14 protein-coding genes and 2 pseudogenes are annotated in these 17,096 nt (G+C 61.6%); 9 read left to right on the top strand and 7 right to left on the bottom strand.

All coding sequences use genetic code 11. The annotated features are described in order from the left end of the window. Positions 1-31: 31 nt before the first annotated feature. Positions 32-910, top strand: coding sequence for a carboxylate/amino acid/amine transporter (locus ACVWSC_RS21340; protein ID WP_442109052.1), 879 nt, complete (start codon positions 32-34; stop codon positions 908-910). Here ACVWSC_RS21340 and ACVWSC_RS21335 read toward each other — a convergent pair. Continuing rightward, complete coding sequence (locus ACVWSC_RS21335) at positions 851-2,152, bottom strand: mechanosensitive ion channel family protein (protein WP_442109051.1); 1,302 nt, start codon at positions 2,150-2,152, stop codon at positions 851-853. The genes ACVWSC_RS21340 and ACVWSC_RS21335 overlap by 60 nt on opposite strands. 141 nt (positions 2,153-2,293) lie before the next feature. Here ACVWSC_RS21335 and ACVWSC_RS21330 point away from each other — a divergent pair, with 141 nt between their 5' ends. Next, positions 2,294-3,613: a DEAD/DEAH box helicase gene (locus ACVWSC_RS21330; protein ID WP_442109050.1), complete on the top strand. Its 1,320-nt coding sequence runs from the start codon at positions 2,294-2,296 to the stop codon at positions 3,611-3,613. 67 nt (positions 3,614-3,680) lie between these two features. Here the strand turns inward: ACVWSC_RS21330 and ACVWSC_RS21325 are convergent, their stop codons facing one another. Further along, a complete protein-coding gene (locus tag ACVWSC_RS21325; protein WP_442109049.1) occupies positions 3,681-3,950 on the bottom strand; it encodes a hypothetical protein in 270 nt (89 codons plus the stop codon). A 160-nt stretch (positions 3,951-4,110) separates the two neighbouring features. On the opposite strand from ACVWSC_RS21325, the gene ACVWSC_RS21320 reads away from it, so the two are divergent. Then, entirely contained in the window at positions 4,111-5,037 is a 927-nt protein-coding gene (locus ACVWSC_RS21320) for a DMT family transporter (protein WP_442109048.1), read from the top strand. Here ACVWSC_RS21320 and ACVWSC_RS21315 read toward each other — a convergent pair. Next, positions 4,988-6,169, bottom strand: a complete 1,182-nt coding sequence (locus tag ACVWSC_RS21315) for a YbfB/YjiJ family MFS transporter (protein WP_442109047.1) — start codon at positions 6,167-6,169, stop codon at positions 4,988-4,990. The genes ACVWSC_RS21320 and ACVWSC_RS21315 overlap by 50 nt on opposite strands. 106 nt (positions 6,170-6,275) lie before the next feature. Here ACVWSC_RS21315 and ptrR point away from each other — a divergent pair, with 106 nt between their 5' ends. Continuing rightward, on the top strand, positions 6,276-7,169 hold the full coding sequence (ptrR, locus tag ACVWSC_RS21310; protein ID WP_442109046.1) for a putrescine utilization regulator PtrR: 894 nt from the start codon (positions 6,276-6,278) through the stop codon (positions 7,167-7,169). 123 nt (positions 7,170-7,292) lie between these two features. Then, positions 7,293-7,418 carry a PA1414 family protein gene (locus ACVWSC_RS21305; protein ID WP_256205393.1) on the top strand — a complete coding sequence of 42 codons (126 nt, stop codon included), beginning with the start codon at positions 7,293-7,295 and terminating at the stop codon, positions 7,416-7,418. Positions 7,419-7,472: 54 nt separating this feature from the next. Here the strand turns inward: ACVWSC_RS21305 and ACVWSC_RS21300 are convergent, their stop codons facing one another. Both ACVWSC_RS21300 and speB read right to left on the bottom strand, forming a co-directional pair. Continuing rightward, positions 7,473-8,852 carry a sodium:solute symporter family protein gene (locus ACVWSC_RS21300; protein ID WP_442109045.1) on the bottom strand — a complete coding sequence of 460 codons (1,380 nt, stop codon included), beginning with the start codon at positions 8,850-8,852 and terminating at the stop codon, positions 7,473-7,475. Positions 8,853-8,996: 144 nt separating this feature from the next. Then, on the bottom strand, positions 8,997-9,947 hold the full coding sequence (speB, locus tag ACVWSC_RS21295) for an agmatinase (protein ID WP_442109044.1): 951 nt from the start codon (positions 9,945-9,947) through the stop codon (positions 8,997-8,999). A 224-nt stretch (positions 9,948-10,171) separates the two neighbouring features. On the opposite strand from speB, the gene ACVWSC_RS21290 reads away from it, so the two are divergent. The 4 genes and pseudogenes from ACVWSC_RS21290 to ACVWSC_RS21275 all read left to right on the top strand — a co-directional run bounded on the left by ACVWSC_RS21290 (position 10,172) and on the right by ACVWSC_RS21275 (position 13,443). After that, positions 10,172-11,065, top strand: a complete 894-nt coding sequence (locus ACVWSC_RS21290; RefSeq protein WP_038613562.1) for a LysR family transcriptional regulator — start codon at positions 10,172-10,174, stop codon at positions 11,063-11,065. 96 nt (positions 11,066-11,161) lie between these two features. Next, positions 11,162-11,512 (top strand): annotated as a pseudogene (locus tag ACVWSC_RS21285) (PAS domain-containing protein); the annotation flags it as partial. Between the two features lie 279 nt (positions 11,513-11,791). After that, positions 11,792-12,766: pseudogene (locus tag ACVWSC_RS21280) on the top strand (methyl-accepting chemotaxis protein); the annotation flags it as partial. Between the two features lie 77 nt (positions 12,767-12,843). After that, positions 12,844-13,443, top strand: coding sequence for a tRNA-uridine aminocarboxypropyltransferase (locus ACVWSC_RS21275; RefSeq protein ID WP_442109043.1), 600 nt, complete (start codon positions 12,844-12,846; stop codon positions 13,441-13,443). Positions 13,444-13,551: 108 nt separating this feature from the next. On the opposite strand, the gene ACVWSC_RS21270 is transcribed toward ACVWSC_RS21275, so the two are convergent. Both ACVWSC_RS21270 and ACVWSC_RS21265 read right to left on the bottom strand, forming a co-directional pair. Next, positions 13,552-14,907, bottom strand: coding sequence for an HlyD family type I secretion periplasmic adaptor subunit (locus ACVWSC_RS21270; RefSeq protein WP_442109042.1), 1,356 nt, complete (start codon positions 14,905-14,907; stop codon positions 13,552-13,554). A gap of 11 nt (positions 14,908-14,918) precedes the next feature. Further along, positions 14,919-17,066, bottom strand: coding sequence for a type I secretion system permease/ATPase (locus tag ACVWSC_RS21265; RefSeq protein WP_442114349.1), 2,148 nt, complete (start codon positions 17,064-17,066; stop codon positions 14,919-14,921). Positions 17,067-17,096: the final 30 nt, after the last annotated feature.

Below are 17,096 nucleotides of genomic sequence, written 5' to 3'. Positions count from 1 at the left end.
AAGGTCGCCGCCTTCACTGCAAGGGGCAAACATGGGCTATTTACTGATCGTCGCGCTGATCCAGGCATTTTCTTTCAGCCTGATTGGCGAGTACCTGGCGGGGCACGTCGACAGCTATTTCGCAGTGCTGGCGCGTGTGGTGCTGGCTGGCCTGGTGTTTTTGCCGTTGACCCGCTGGCGTCAGGTTGAGCCGCGCTTCATGCGTTCGATGCTGTTGATCGGCGCGCTGCAGTACGGCATCACCTATGTGTGCCTGTACCTGAGCTTCCGGGTGTTGACGGTGCCGGAGGTGTTGCTGTTCACCATCCTCACGCCTTTGCACGTAACCCTGATCGAAGACGCCCTGAACCGGCGTTTCAACCCTTGGGCACTGGTGGCAGCCCTGGTAGCCGTGGCAGGTGCGGCGGTGATCCGCTTCGACAGCATCAGCCCGGACTTCTTCATCGGCTTCCTGTTGCTGCAACTGGCCAACTTCACCTATGCCGCCGGTCAGGTGCTGTACCGTCATCTGATTGCTCGTAACCCCAGCGACCTGCCGCATTACCGGCGCTTTGGCTATTTCTACCTGGGCGCTTTGCTGGTGGTATTGCCAGCGTTCCTGGCATTCGGCAACAGCCAGCACCTGCCGAGCACCGATGTGCAATGGCTGGTGTTGCTGTTCCTCGGGCTGTGCCCGACGGCGCTGGGCCTGTACTGGTGGAACAAGGGGGCCTGCCTGGTATCCGGCGCGACCCTGGCGGTGATGAACAACCTGCACGTGCCAGTGGGGCTGCTGCTCAACTTGCTGATCTGGAATCAGCACGAGCCGCTGGGCAGGTTGTTCATCGGTGGGGCGGTGATCCTCGCCTCGCTATGGCTCGGTCGTCTCGGCAGTCAGCGTCCGCTGTGGGCTGGGCAGGCTCGACGGTAGCAGCCCGGCACGCAGGTCGTTGCCGCTAGGCTGCTGATACAGGCTCAGGCCGAACTCCGGCATGACCGCCAGCAGGTAGTCGAAGATGTCACCCTGGATGCGTTCGTAATCGCCCCAGGCGGTGGTGCGGGTGAAGCAGTAGATTTCCAGCGGCACGCCCTGGGCGGTGGTCTGCATCTGGCGGACCATGCAAGTCATGTTCGGCTGGATTTCCGGGTGGCTCTTCAGATAAGCCAGGGCATAGGCGCGGAAGGTGCCGAGGTTGGTCATGCGCCGACGGTTGGCCGACAGCTCGGCGACATTGCCTTGAGCCTCGTTCCAGGCCTTGAGCTCGCTGCGTTTGCGGGTCATGTAATCGGTCAGCAGGCGCACTTGGCTCAGGCGCTGTTCTTCATCGTTGTTCAGAAAACGTACGCCGCCAGCGTCGATGAACAGGCTGCGCTTGATCCGTCGCCCACCTGACTGCTGCATGCCGCGCCAGTTCTTGAACGACTCGGACATCAACCGCCAGGTCGGAATGGAAACGATGGTTTTATCGAAGTTCTGTACCTTGACCGTATGCAGGGTGATGTCCACCACATCGCCATCGGCACCGACTTGCGGCATTTCGATCCAGTCGCCGACCCGCAGCATGTCGTTGCTGGTCAACTGCACGCTGGCGACGAACGACAGCAGGGTGTCTTTGTACACCAACAGAATGACCGCCGACATTGCACCCAGACCCGACAGCAGCAACAGCGGTGAGCGGTCGATCAGGGTGGCGACGATGATGATCGCGCCAAACACGTACAGCACCATCTTGGCCAGTTGTACGTAGCCTTTGATCGAGCGGGTGCGTGCGTGTTCAGTGCGTGCATAGATGTCCAGCAGGGCATCGAGCAGGGCGCTGATCGCCAGCATCAGGAACAGGATGGTGAAGGCCAGCGCGACGTTGCCGAGGAAATGCTGGCTGGTGGCGTTGAGCTCCGGCACCAGTTTCAGGCCGAATTGCACCACCAGTGACGGCGTCATTTGCGCCAGGCGATGAAACACCTTGTTTTGCAGCAGGTCGTTGACCCAGTGCAGTGCCGGCTGTCTGGCCAGTAGTTTGACAGCATGCAGGATCAGAAAGCGTGCCACCCGGCCCAGCACCAGGGCGATGGCCAGCAGAAGGCCCAGGCCAAGGCCTGCGTGCAGTACGGGATGTTGGTCGAGGGTGCCCCACAAATCGAGGGCGTTTTGCCAGAACTGTTCAATAGCCATGCGGTAGTTGACGTGTCCGAAGTGAAAAAGAGCGACTATTAGAGCCCGGAAAGGTCCAACAGTGCCAAAAGAAATTCGGCTAAGGCGCTGGAAAACGTTACCCTATACGGCTGAATTTCTGCACATGCCCGAGGTACACCCGTGTTTTCCCAATTCGCCCTGCACGAACGCCTGCTCAAAGCCGTTGCTGCACTGAACTTCGTAGAGCCGACTCCAGTGCAGGCGGCCGCCATTCCTCTGGCTTTGCAGGGGCGTGACCTGCGGGTAACGGCGAAAACCGGTAGCGGCAAAACCGCAGCGTTCGTGCTGCCGGTGCTTAACCGCCTGGTCGATCTGAAGCAAAAACGTGTCGAGATCCGCGCCCTGGTGCTGCTGCCAACCCGTGAGCTGGCGCAGCAGACCCTCAAGGAAATCGAGCGTTTTGCCCAGTTCACCTTCATCAAGGCCGGCATGATCACCGGCGGTGAAGACTTCAAGGAACAGGCCGCCATGCTGCGCAAGGTGCCGGACATCCTGGTTGGCACCCCGGGCCGTATGCTTGAGCAACTGAACGCCGGCAACCTGAAGCTTGAGCACGTGCAGGTGGTGGTGCTCGACGAAGCCGACCGCATGCTCGACATGGGCTTTGCCGAAGACGTCGAACGCCTGTGCGGCGAGTGCCCGAACCGCGAACAGACCCTGCTGTTCTCCGCCACCACCGGCGGTGCAGGCCTGCGCGACATGATCACCAAGGTCCTCAAAGAGCCTGAGCACCTGATGCTCAACACCGTCAGCCAGCTCAACGACGGTACCCGCCAGCAGATCATCACCGCTGACCACAACCAGCACAAAGAGCAGATCGTGCAGTGGCTGCTGGCCAACGAGACCTACCAGAAGGCGATCATCTTCACCAACACCCGGGTCATGGCCGACCGCATCTACGGTCACCTGGTGGCCAAAGACTTCAAAGCCTTCGTTCTGCACGGCGACAAAGACCAGAAAGACCGCAAGCTGGCCATCGAGCGCCTGAAGCAAGGCGGCGCGAAAGTGCTGGTGGCAACCGACATCGCTGCGCGTGGCCTGGACGTTGACGGCCTGGACCTGGTGATCAACTTCGACATGCCACGCAGCGGTGATGAATACGTGCACCGTATCGGCCGTACTGGCCGCGCCGGTAACGAAGGCCTGGCGGTTTCGCTGATTTGCCACGGCGACTGGAACCTGATGTCGAGCATCGAGCGCTACCTCAAGCAGAGCTTCGAGCGTCGTGTCATCAAGGAAGTCAAAGGCACCTACAGCGGGCCGAAGAAGGTCAAGGCGTCGGGCAAGGCCGCAGGCGTGAAGAAGAAAAAGACCGACAAGAAGGGCGACAAGAAAGTCGTTGCCAAGCGCAAGCCGACGGCCAAGCCAAAACCGAATGCGCCGCTGGCCAGTGCTGACGGCCTGGCGCCACTCAAGCGTCGTAAGCCGGCTGCTGAGTAACGCCTGAATCGCGGGGCAAGCCCGCTCCTACAACGCTCTGTGGGAGCGGGCTTGCCCCGCGATGGCTTCAAACCTGCTTCTGCGCTTCCCGCAGCTCCTGCAACCGTTTATTGATCAGCTGACACTTGTCCGGCAAGTCTTTGCTGGCGCTCTCCAGCTTCATGCCTTTCAACTCATCATTGATCTCCTTGGCCTTCTGCGGATTCTGCTCCGTCAGCCGCGAGACTTCCTTGGCCAGTTCTTCACGTTTCTCCGTCGCCTCTTCAAGCGTGCACGCCCAACTGGGCAGGGCCAGCAACAGGCTGGCGGCGGCAGCAATGTTCAATAGGGTTTTCATCGGCAGCGCTCCGCTGACTGGGTGTTGCGGTTGATGCCCTGGCGGCAGGCAAAGTTCAAACACAAAGACTGGCAATCAAGCGCCGCCGCCGTGGATAATTGCCGTTGGATCCACACTGCCGAGATTTTTCCATGCTGTTAGCCATTAGCCGGTGCTGGCAATGAGCGCCACCCGTCGCAATACCGATGCCTTCGCCCTGCAAGTGATGCTGGTGCTATGCCTGATCTGGGGCATTCAGCAGGTGATGATCAAGCTCGCAGCGCCAGATATCGCGCCAGTGATGCAACAGGCCTTGCGCTCGGGGATGGCGGCCGTGCTGGTTGGCTTGCTGATGTGCTTTCGCGGTGGCTGGGATCAGGTAGCCCACACCTGGCGTGGCGGCCTGTTGGCCGGTGCCTTGTTCGGCCTGGAGTTCTTGTTCATCGCTGAAGGCTTGAAGCTGACTTCAGCCGCGCATATGTCGGTGTTCCTCTACACCGCCCCGGTATTCACGGCCCTGGGCCTGCATTTCCTGTTGCCCAGCGAGCGCCTGCGGCCATTGCAGTGGCTGGGTATCGTGCTGGCCTTTGGCGGTATTGCCTACGCCTTCGCTGGCGGTGTGTCATGGTCCGACATGGACAGCCGAATGTTGCTGGGCGACGCCTTTGGCGTGCTGGCCGGTCTGGCCTGGGGCGCAACCACGGTGGTGGTGCGCGGCTCACGGCTGTCGGAAGCACCGGCGACCCTGACGCTGTTCTATCAACTGGCGGTGGGTTTTGTCGGCCTGTTGCTGATTGCGGTGCTCAGTGGTCAGGTCACGCAGGTGCACTTCACCACGCTGGCGATCGGCAGCTTGCTGTTCCAGGGCCTGATCGTGTCGTTCTTCAGTTACCTGACCTGGTTCTGGTTGCTGCGCCGTTACCTGGCGTCGAACCTGGCGGTGTTCTCTTTCATCACCCCGTTGTTCGGGGTGACCTTCGGTGTGTTGCTGCTGGATGAGCCGCTGAGCCTGAACTTCGTGCTGGGCGCGGTAATGGTGTTGCTCGGCGTTACCCTGGTTAGTGCTGAGCAGTGGGTGCGCCGCCACTTGCGCAAGTGGCTCGGCTAGGCTGGCTGCGCCATAGCAGCGCCCCCGCCACGAGCAGGCCGCTGCCGGCGACCATCAGCGCCGGTTGCAGGCCTGCGGCGAACTGGTTACTCAAGGCCGCGAGCAAGGGGCCGCTGAGCTGGCCGAGAGCAAAGCAGGCGGTCAGCAAACCGGTGTTACGCTGACTGGCATGGGGCGACAGCTCTCGCGAGCGCTGCATCACCAGCTGCATGCAGGCCAGAAACGGCGTGCCGCACAACAGCACGCCCAGGGCCAGACCAAGGCCATTGCCCAGCAGGCAGGCGAACACCCCGGCAGCCTGCAACCACAGTGTCGCCAATAACCAGCGTGAGGTGCTGCCCCAGTGCGCTCGGCGCAGGCTGACCACGATGACACCGACGGCGGCGGCCAATCCGAATCCTGGCCAGAACAGGTCAGCCAGCCACTGGCCATGAAAGCGTGCGCTGGCCATTTGTGACATGAACGTAGCCGGGATGATGTAGCCGATTCCGTAGAGCGCATAGATCAGCCCTAAACGTGCAATCTCCCTCGTTGGCCCATGTCCGGCAGTGGGGCTGGCACCGGGCGCTGTAGCGTGCACACGCGGTAGGAACGGCAGCGCCGCCAGCAGCAGGAACAGGGCGGTAGCGGCATAGATCAGCCACAGGGGCGCAGACCCCAGGCCGTACAGGTTGCTGAGCAGCGCCAGCAGGCCGGTGAGCATGATCCCCACGCCAGGCCCGGCGAACACCATGGCGCCCAGTCGGGCACGGTTGTGCGTCGCGGCTACCTGCTGGCTGAGGCTGGTGAGCATCACCAGCACCCAGGCGCTGGCCACTCCGGTACCGAAGCGCAAGGCCAGATGACTCCAGAAGCCATTGGCCCAGAACGAGGCCAGGGTCAGCACCACACACAGCCACAAGCCGACGTGCAAGCGGGCGCGGACCTGACCCGGGCGGCGGGCGCGCATGGCATCCAGGGCACCAAGAAAATAACCCAGGTAGTTGGCCGCAGCGATCAGACCCGCGGCGGTCAGGTTGATCTGACCTTCGCTGAGCAGGTGCGGCAATTGCGGGGTCAGCGCGAAGCGTCCGATACCCATGGCCATCATCAGGGCAATGGCACTGGCGAGGAGTTGAATGAGCGGCGGCATGGCGATGTTCCTGAGGCGGTGGGCGATGACCGTCAGGCTAAGAGTGATTGACTTTCAGTAAAATTGAATAATCATGACTAACTTGTTCTGTTCTGGAGAATAACTCGTGGAGCTCAGCCAACTGCGCATTTTTCAGGCGGTCGCCGAGGAGGGCTCGATCACCCGGGCCGCCGAGCGCTTGCATCGGGTACCGTCGAACCTGTCTACGCGCTTGCGTCAGCTTGAAGAGCAGTTGGGCGTCGAGTTGTTTCGCCGCGAGCGTCAGCGTTTGCAGCTGTCGCCGGCGGGCAAGGTGCTGCTCGATTACGCCGGGCGCATGCTGGCGCTGCGTGATGAAGCGTTCGCTGCCGTGCAGGGCGGGCAACCGGCGGGGGATTTTGCCCTTGGCACCATGTACAGCACCGCCGCCATTCACCTGCCGGCGCTGCTGGCGCGTTATCACCAGGACTATCCGGCGGTGAACCTGCAGGTTCAGGCGGCGCCCAGCGGCGAACTGCTTGAGGGCTTGCTCAGCGGCCGCCTGGACGCCGCTTTGGTGGACGGCCCGCTGGCCCTGGCCGGGCTGGATGGTGTACCGCTCTGCGATGAAACCCTGGTGCTGATCACCGAGCCCGATCACCCTCCGGTTCGCAGCGCTGTGGATGTCGCTGGGCGTGCGGTATTTACCTTTCGTCAGGGCTGCTCCTACCGCATGCGCCTGGAGGCCTGGTATGCACATGATCATGCGGTGATGGGGCGGGTGATGGAGATCGAGTCTTACCCGAGCATGCTGGCCTGTGTGATCGCCGGATCGGGGGTGGCCTTGATGGCGCAGTCGATGCTCGACAGCTTGCCAGGTCGCGAGCGTGTCGCCGCGCACCGCTTGCAAGCGCCGTTTGATCTGGCCACTACCTGGTTGATGTGGCGTAAAGGGATGTGCGGGGCGAATCTGAGCGCCTGGATCGACCTGCAACAAGGGGAAACAGTTGAACGGTCGGCGCAAGTGGCGGTCAGCGCTTGATTAAGATCAACTTCGACCCAACTTGTAGTCCTAGAGCATGCGTAAAGTACGACATAGGACTATGATCTGTATGAAGCATCGCAGGACTGAAATGCCGTGCAGGCTGACCCGTGAGGGGGAGTTATGAGAAATAATCTGTTCAACTGGCTTCATGACCTGGCTGCGGCTCTGGGTTTGATTCCACCGCCATTACAGCCAGTGCCGATCCCTACCGATGAGGAGCAGCGCAAGCGCCAGCCACGTCGCTAGGCGCCTGGCTTGGGCCGCCGCATCTAGCTGATGCGACGGCCACCGTTAGGCCAATCAGGCCAGATTCACAGCACCCGCCGGACGGCGAGTCATTACGCTCACTACCACAAAGCTGACCAAGGCGATCGCCAGGCTGTAGTAGATCGGGGTGTTGGCGTCCATACCATCTTTGACCATGAACGCCAGGGCGGTGACAAAGCCCAGGGCCATGCTGGTGATTGCGCCAGCGGTGGTTGCCCGTTTCCAGTAGATCGCACCGATCAGCGGTACCAGCATGCCGCCGACCAACAGGTTGTAGGCCAGGGTCAAGGCGCTGATCACGTCTTCAACCACCAGAGCAATACCCAGTACGGTAATACCGGTGAGCAGGGTGAACAGGCGGTTGACCGCCAGGCTCGACTGCTTGCCGCCACGCAGTTTGGGCAGCAGGTCTTCGGTCAGCACTGTGGAAGCAGCCAGCAGACCGGCACTGGCAGTGGACATCATTGCAGCCAGCGCAGCAGCAATTACCAGGCCGCGGATGCCATCTGGCAGGGCGGACTTAACGATCGCAGCAAAGGCATTGTTGGCATTGGCAAGGTCTGGCAACAGCACATGGGCGGCCATACCGATCAGCGCACACACCAGGCCATAGACCACGCAGTAGACACCCGCAACGGTACCGGCGCGCTTGGCGACCTTCTCGTCGCGGGCGGTGAACACCCGCTGCCAGATGTCCTGACCGATGAGGATGCCGAAGAAGTAGATCAGGAAGTAGGTGATGATGGTGTCCCAGCCGATGGTGGTCAGGCTGAAGCTGGCACTTGGCAGCTTGGCGACCAGCTCGTCCCAACCACCGACGCGGTACAGGCAGATTGGCAGCAGGACAAACATCAGGCCAACGGTCTTGATCACGAACTGAACGATGTCAGTCAGGGTCAGCGACCACATGCCACCGATGGTCGAGTACACCACGACAACGCCACCGCCGAGCAGGATGGCAGCCCAGAACTGCATGTCGAACAGCACCTGCAGTACGGTACCGATCGCCAGGGTCGAGGTCACCGCGATCATCAGCGCATAGGCCAGCATGATCACCGCACTGGCCTGACGGGCCATAGGGTTGTAGCGCTGCTCCAGCACTTGGGTCACGGTGAAGATCTTCAAGCGCAGCAGGGGCTTGGCCAGGAACAGGTTCAGGGCAATGATGCCCAGGCCCAGGGCCGCGCACAGCCAGAAGCCGGAGATACCGTGCACGTAGCCCAGCTTTACCGTACCTACCGTCGACGCGCCGCCGAGAACGGTGGCGGCCATGGTGCCCATGTACAGGCTTGGGCCCAGATTACGTCCGGCTACCAGGTAGTCTTCGTGGGTTTTTGCTTTGCGCATGCCGTACCAGCCCAGCCCGAGCATGCCGGCCGCATAGATCAAGACAACGAATAAGTCTAAGGCCATGGGTGTCTCCAATTATCTTTATTATGGTGAGAGCGATCCTGACGCCAGGCAAGCCTGGCGCCGGTCATTCGTCTGCTTCGCCGGCTGTGCGTGCACACCGGCGATCATGGCTCCTGCCTCGTTGTAGCTCCTGGTGCCTGTCGGTCAGCGGCGAGCAACGCCCGGCAAGACACAGAGCATTTCGTAGAGCAGGTTGGCACCGAGCAACGAGGTGTTGCCGGTGGTGTCGTAAGGTGGCGAGACTTCCACCAGGTCGCAGCCGATCAGGTCCAGACCCTGGCAACCACGGATGATTTCCATGGCCTGGATGGTGGTCAGACCGCCGATTTCCGGGGTGCCGGTACCTGGGGCCCAGGCCGGGTCGATACCGTCGATGTCGAAGCTCAGGTACACCGGGCCACCACCGACTTTCTCGCGAACTTCAGCCATCAGCGGTTCCAGCGATTTGTGCCAGCACTCTTCAGCCTGGACCACACGGAAGCCTTGTTTGCGGCTCCAGTTGAAGTCTTCAGCGGTGTAGCCCTGGGCGCGCAGGCCGATCTGCACCACGCGGTCGCAGTCCAGCAGGCCTTCTTCCACGGCGCGGCGGAAGGTGGTGCCGTGAGCGATTTTCTCGCCGAACATGTGATCGTTGACGTCAGCGTGGGCATCGATGTGCACCAGGCCTACCTTGCCGTGCTTTTTGTGGATCGCACGCAGGATCGGCAGGGTGATGGTGTGGTCGCCACCCATGGTCATCGGGATGACGTTGTGCTCGAGGATCTCGTCGTAGGCTTCTTCGATGATGCGCACGGCTTCAAGCAGGTTGAAGGTGTTGATCGCCACGTCACCGATATCGGCCACCGACAGCGAATCGAACGGCGCAGCACCGGTGGCCATGTTGTACGGGCGGATCATTACCGATTCGGCGCGGATCTGCCGTGGCCCGAAACGGGTGCCGGAGCGCAGCGAAGTGCCGATGTCCAGGGGAATGCCGATGAAAGCAGCATCAAGGCCTTCGGCGCTTGGCAGGTGCGGGAGACGGAGCATGGTGGCGATGCCGCCGAAGCGCGGCATTTCGTTGCCGCCCAGTGGTTGGTGCAGAATCTTGTCCACGGTCGGGCCTCATCGATTCGATTGTTCTAGTTGTTGGAACCTGTCTTGCGGGGCCATAAAAAGCCCTGAAACGCTGGCAAGCAGGTGCATTGCGGCAGAGTTTGCAAAAGGTAGTGAGTGAAAAGAATCGCTACAGGCAAATACTTAGTTCAGATTTTTCTAAACTAATGGCGGCGATCTGGTTAGACTTTTGCCATCCTGTTGCCTTTCCGGACCTGTAAACCATGGCCTCTGCACTGCCTGACCTGAAACTTCTGCGCATTTTCGTCAGTGTTGTGCGCCATCAAGGCTTCGCTAACGCCCAGCGCGAGCTCAACCTGTCTACCTCAGCGATCAGTACCTACATGAGCCAGCTGGAGGCGGCGCTGGGCATCGTGCTGTGTCATCGCGGGCGCGGCGGCTTCAGCCTGACCAGCAAGGGCGAACTGTTCCACCAGGAAACCCTGCGCCTGCTGGCTGAAATGGACGGCTTCGAGCAATACGCTGCGGCGCTTAAAGGCGAGTTGCGCGGTACGCTGAACCTTGGGGTGATCGACTCGACGGTAGGCGACCGCGCCTTGCCGCTGGCCGAAGCGATTGGTGCTTACAGCCAGGAGCACCCGGCGGTGCATTTGCACTTGTCGGTCTCCAGCCCCTACGAGTTGCAGTTGGGCGTGCAAGACAACCGTCTGGATCTGGCCATCGGCGCGTTTTCGACGCGCATGAGCGGGCTGGTCTATCAACCGCTGTACCGCGAGCAGCACTGGTTGTACTGCAGTAACCGCCACCCGCTGTTCCATGAACGGCGCATTCCCGAGCAGGTCATTACTCAGCAGCGCATGGTCGGGCGCGGCTACTGGAGCCAGGCCGAGCTGGCCCGCCATGGTTTCAAGCACAGTGCGGCGACCGTGGAAAGTATGGAGGCGCAGCTGATCCTGGTGCTGTCTGGCGCCTACATCGGCTACCTGCCAGAACACTATGCCCAGGCCTGGGCCGACAAGGGCGATTTGCGCGTGTTGTCACCGGCAACCTTCGGCTATCAGGCGCCGTTCTCCATGATCATTCGCCGTGGGCGCAGCCGTGAACCCTTGATTCAGACCTTCCGCGACTTGCTCAAGGCGCAGCTAACCCCGGCCTGACCGAAATGACACCTGAAAAACGTCAATAGAACCGGAAATTTGTTCGGCAAACCGGCTACTTTCCCGCAAATGCTCTGCTAAACCTGTACTGCGTTGATGTCACTTTCCCATCATCTTTCGGCAGGTATCGCACCTATGCGGATGAATTTGCCCGTCACTGAACACGAAAGAACCTTCCCCAGCGAACAACGGCTGATCTCCACCACGGACCTCAACAGCCGCATCACCTATTGCAATGACGCGTTTGTCGCCATCAGCGGCTTCACCTACGACGAGTTGCTCGGTCAGCCACACAACCTGGTACGGCATCCGGACATGCCACCGGAGGTGTTCGGCCATATGTGGGAGACCATCAAGCAGGGCAAGCCATGGATGGGCGTGGTGAAGAACCGGGCCAAGAACGGCGACTGTTACTGGGTTAGCGCCTATGTGACGGCGATTTACGAGAACGGGCGGATCAGTGGTTACGAGTCGGTGCGTTCGGTGCCGAGCCGTGAGCAGATCCGCCGTGCAACGGCGTTGTATGCACGCTTGCGCCAGGGGCGTGCGGCAGTGCCCCTGGCGGCGCGGGTGGGTGAGGTTGTCGAGCATGGCTGGCCGCTGCTCGGTGCCGGGCTGCTATCGACGGCCGGTTACCTGTGGTTGCCGCAGTACGCTGCCTTGGGTGTGCTGATGACCAGCCTGTTCAGTGCCTGGTACCTGATCGAGTCACGTCAGAACCGGGTGATCAAACGCACCCTGGCGGAGCACCCGAAAGCCTTCACCAGCCCGATTGTGGCCCTGACCTACAGCGACAACCGCGGGCTGCAGGGGCAGTTGGACCTGGCCATCATCAGCGAAGAAGCGCGCTTGCAAACCGCCCTGACCCGATTGGTGGACGCTGGTGTCGGGGTCAAGTCACGGGCGGCGCAGTCGTCCGATTTGTCCGGTGCTCAGGCACAGATGCTCGACCGTCAGCGCAGTGAGACCGATCAGTCGGCAACGGCGATTGCGCAGATGGCGGCGACCATTCAGGAAGTTACCCACAACGTGCAGAACACCGCCACCGCAGCGGCAGATGCCGATCAACTGGCGCAGCAGGGCAGTGACCTGGCCCAGCAAAGCTTGCGGGCCATGGGCAGCATGAGCGATGCGGTGAACGACATTGGTCAGGCGGTCAACGCCCTGGCCGAGCAGACCCAGTCGATCGGCAGCGTGGTGGATGTGATTACCTCGATTGCCGAGCAAACCAATCTTTTGGCACTCAATGCCGCCATTGAAGCGGCGCGAGCCGGAGAGCAGGGGCGTGGTTTTGCCGTCGTGGCCGATGAAGTGCGCTCGCTGGCGCAACGTACCCGCAGCTCCACCGAGGAAATCCATCAGATCATTGCTTCGCTGCGTGACGGGGCGCAGCGCGCGGTATCGACGGCAAGCAAAGGCGAGCAGATCTCCCGGGAAAGTGTGCAGCGTGTCGAAGCGGTGCAGTCGGCGTTGGTGGGGATCACGCAAGCGGTTAGCCGGATTACCGGCATGAGTCAGCAAATGGCCACGGCGTCCGAGCAACAAAGCCATGTGGCTGAAGATATCAATCAGCAGATCACCCGCATTGCTCAACTGTGCGATCACAGTGCCGGGCAGGCCAAGCAGGGCGCCGAGATCAGTCAGGACCTGGAGCGCATGGCCGACTATCTGTACAGCCTGGCCGAACGTTTCAACCGCTGAAGCTTTTCGTTTCCCCACAGGGAAGTGGGCTTTTTTCGGGGGTGCTGTGGCACACTTTGCCTGCCCAGGAGAACCCGATGTCCAGAATCCACTGCGAGCGCTGCCTGCGCCCACAAACCCATTGCCTTTGCCCGCTGATCCCCTCGCTCGATAGCCGTACCCGCGTGCTGCTGTTGCAGCATCCCAGTGAAGTGCGTCACGCCCTCAACACCGCAAAACTGGCGGCGTTGGGTTTGCGTAATTGCGAGCTGCGGGTGGGTGAAGTGTTCGAGGATCTGGCTGGGTTGATCGAAGTGCCAGGGTATCGCAGTGCCTTGCTGTTTCCGGGGGAGGGCGCGCAGCCGCTGATGACTTACAGTGGTGCTGCAGATGAGCGGCCGTGGTTGTTGGTGGTGCCAGATGGTACGTGGCGCAAAGCGAGTAAGTTGCTGCATGTGAATCCACTGCTGGCCGGCTTGCCACGGGTGACCCTGGCTCAGGTGCTGCCTTCGCGTTATCGCTTGCGCAAAGCGCCGGCAGAAGGGGCGTTGTCGACGCTGGAGGCGGTGGTGCAGGCGTTGAATGTGCTGGAGGCGCCGCTGAGTTTCGATGCCTTGCTCACGCCGTTCGAAGCCCTGATCGAGGGGCAGATTGCGGCGATGGGCCGCGAGACTTTCGAGCGCAACCACCTGCGCTGACGATCTCGCGGGTAAACCTACAGGCTTTGTGGGAGCGGGCTTGCCCCGCGATGCGATGTAGCTGACAAACCGCAATCGCGGGGCAAGCCCGCTCCCACAGGCGATCGATCAACGCTCACGCATCGCTTCGGTCCGCGCTTTGAGCACCGGTTTGAGCAGGTAGTCCAGCACGCTTTTGTGCCCGGTGATGATGTCCACGGTGGCAGTCATGCCGGGGATGATCAGCAAGGGTTTGTTGTCACCGCCCAGATGGTTTTTATCAGTCCGCACCTGGATCAGGTAAAACGAGTTGCCCTTGTCGTCGGTCACGGTGTCGGCGCTGATCAGCTCAAGCTTGGCTTTCAGCCCGCCATAGATGGTGTAGTCATAGGCGCTGAACTTGACCATCGCCGACTGCCCCGGGTGCAGGAAGGCTACGTCTTGCGGGCGGACCTTGGCTTCGATCAGCAGGTTGTCTTCCAGCGGTACGATTTCCACCAGGTCGCTACCCGGCTGAACCACACCGCCAATGGTGTTGACCTTGAGCAATTTGATGATGCCGTGCACGGGCGAGACCACCGTGGTACGCGAAACGCGGTCATCGATGGCAATGCTTGAAGCGGTGATCTTCGACAGGTCGGTACGTTTCTCGTTGAGTTCCTTGGCTGCCTCCGAGCGGAATCCCGCTTCCGACTCTTCGATTTTGCTTTTGATCTCTGCCACCGCCGCTTCAGCCCGGGGAATCGCCAGGGTGGTGGCGTTGAGCGAACCACGGGCTTCCACGGTGCTGCGCTTGAGGCGCAGGATCTCGACCGGTGAAATGGCTCCGGTGCCTACCAGCGGTGTCGACATATTCAGTTCCTGCTGCAGCAGGGCCAAGGCTGAGCGGTATTGTTCGGCCTTGGAGCGGAACTCGGCCAGCTCCTGGGTTTTCTGCCGCAGCTGTTCATTGAGCGTCTGCTTTTCACTGCTCAGGCGCCGCTGCCGGGATTGATACAGCGACATCTCGTCTTCGGCCACTTGCGGCGCCTTGCTGCGTACCTCTTCCGACACCTCGAATGGGCGCCCTTCGGCCTCGGCAGACAGGCGTTCGACCTGGGCAGTGAGGGCATAGCGATCGGCCTCGCTCTCACCTTTGTTGGACTGAAAGCGGGTGTCGTCCAGGCGCAGCAAGGTATCGCCCTTGTTCACCACTTGCCCTTCACGGACAAAAATCTCGGTGACGATGCCGCCTTCCAGGTTCTGGATCACTTGCACCTTGCTGGAGGGGATGGCCTTGCCTTCGCCCATGGTCACTTCGTCGAGCACGGCAAACCAGGCCCACACCAGCGCGACCAGCAGCAGCGCCGCTGCCAGCCACACGGTGACGCGCGACAGGCGCGGTGAGTCCTGTAACGTCGCGCCGGCCAGATCCGGCATGTAGTCGTGTTCGGCGGTTTTGCCGAAACTCTGGAAGTAACTGCGCAGGCCTTGGCTGATGGACATGACTGGACCCCCTAGATGGCCGACCCGACCCGGCCTTTGCGCAGAGCATCGATAACCGCTTCTTTCGGCCCGTCGGCCACCACCTTGCCGTTGTCCAGCACCAGCAGGCGGTCAACCAGGCTGAGCATCGAGGTACGGTGAGTCACCAGCAGCAGGGTCTTGCCCTGCACCCAGCCATGCAGGCGTTGGCGCAGCTGATCTTCGCTGGCGTTGTCCATGTGGCTGGTGGGTTCGTCAAGGATCATGATCGGCGGCTCCAGTAGCATCGCCCGGGCCAGCAGCACGGCCTGGCGCTGGCCACCGGAAAGCAACTGGCCGCGTTCGCCCACCGGGCGGTCAAAACCTTGCGGATGCTGGCGTGCCAGTTCGCTGACGCCGGTCAGCTCTGCGACTTCCAGCATGCGCGCGTCACTGACATAGCGTGCACCGAGGGTGAGGTTGTCGCGCAGGCTACCGGCGAGTAGCGGTAGATCATGGGCAACGTAGCCGATCTGCGTGCGCAGGTCAGCGATGTCGAGTTGGCGCAGGTCGAGGTTGTCGAGCAGGATCTGCCCTTCGTCCGGCTCGTAAAAGCCCATCAATAGACGCGACAGGGTACTTTTGCCCGAGCCGCTGCGACCGATGATGCCGATGCGTTCGCCGGGTTTGACGCTGAAGTTCACTGCGTTGAGCGCGGCGGCGTTCTGCCCGGCATAGCGGAAGGTGACATGGCTGACTTCCAGGGCGCCGCGCAGTTGCGTGCGCTCCAGCGGTTGCTGTCCGGCCTGGCGTTCCTGCGGCAATGCCATCAGGGCGTCGGTGCTGCGCATGGTCAGCTGCGCCTGTTGGTAGCGGGTGATCAGCCCGGCGATTTGCCCCAGCGGTGCCAGCACCCGGCTGCCGAGCATGTAGCTGGCGACCAGCGCACCGACGCTGAGGTTGCCGGCAATGATGCTGTAGACCCCGGCGACGATGGTGGCCATGCCGCAGAACTGCTGGATGAACAGGGTGCCGTTGGTGGCCAGCGCCGACAGGTTGCGGGCATGGGCGTCGAGCCGGGTAAGGGCGCCATGGGTGCTTTCCCACTGGTACTGACGCTCGCTTTCGGCACTGCAGGCCTTGAGGGTTTCCAGGCCGCCGAGGGTTTCGATCAACAAAGCCTGACGCACGGCTCCGAGGGCCAGGCTTTTTTGTACGGTGTCGCGCAGACGCACCTGGATCAACAGGGCAAAAATGATGGTGAGCGGGAAGGCAATCAGCGGAATGATCACCAGCCAGCCGCCGAGCAGGCCAATCACCAGCAGCATCAGGGCGACGAAGGGCAGGTCGATGACGCTGGTCAGGGTCACGGCGGTGAGAAACTCACGCAAGCCCTGGAAGTCATGAATGCTTTGCGCAAAGCCGCCGACGGTGGCCGGGCGCGCCTTCATCGACATGCCGGTGATGCGCTCGAACAAGGTGGCAGAGAGGATCAGGTCGGTTTTCTTCCCGGCCTGATCGAGCAAATGGGCGCGAACCACGCGCAGAATCAATTCGAACAGGGTGCCGATCAACAAGCCGGCGACCAATACCCACAGGGTTGAGATGGCCTGGTTGGGCACCACACGGTCGTAGGTCTGCATGACGAACAACGGCACCATCAGACCGAGCAGGTTGATCAGCAAACTGGCCAACACCGCATCGCTGTACAGCCAGCGCGACAGCTTCAGGGTGTCGCGAAACCAGGCGTTGACCCGTGGCATCAACGGCGTGCGGAGGTCTTCGAGCTCATGCCGGGGGCGGGCGAACAACGCCTCGCCACTGTAGGCTTCGGCCAACTCTTCACGGCTGACCCATTGTTCGCCGCCTTCGGCTTCGCTCGGCAGGATCAACGCCCTGCCGTCATCGCCCCAGCGGCGCAACACCGCGCAGCGGCCCTCCTTGAGCAGCAGCAGCACCGGAAGGTTGAGCGCGGAAATGGCGCCCAGTTCCCGGCGCAGCACCCGCGCCTGCAAACCGGCGCGGGCAGCGGCCCGTGGCAGCAGGTCAAGGCCCAGGCGTTGCTGGGCCAGCGGCAGCCCGGCACTCAGGCCGGTGCGGCTGACCGTGCACCCATGCAGCTTGCACAGAATCAGCAGTCCATCGAGTAACGGGTCGTCGAAACTCAGGCGCGGATCCGCCGCCGAGCTCGCAGGTTGCATGCTGGTCACAATGGCCTACTCCTGCAGCGA

The organism is Pseudomonas sp. NUPR-002, from assembly GCF_056322725.1.
The sequence above is the reverse complement of the archived record's forward strand: the minus strand, read 5'-3'. Positions and strand labels throughout refer to the sequence as shown.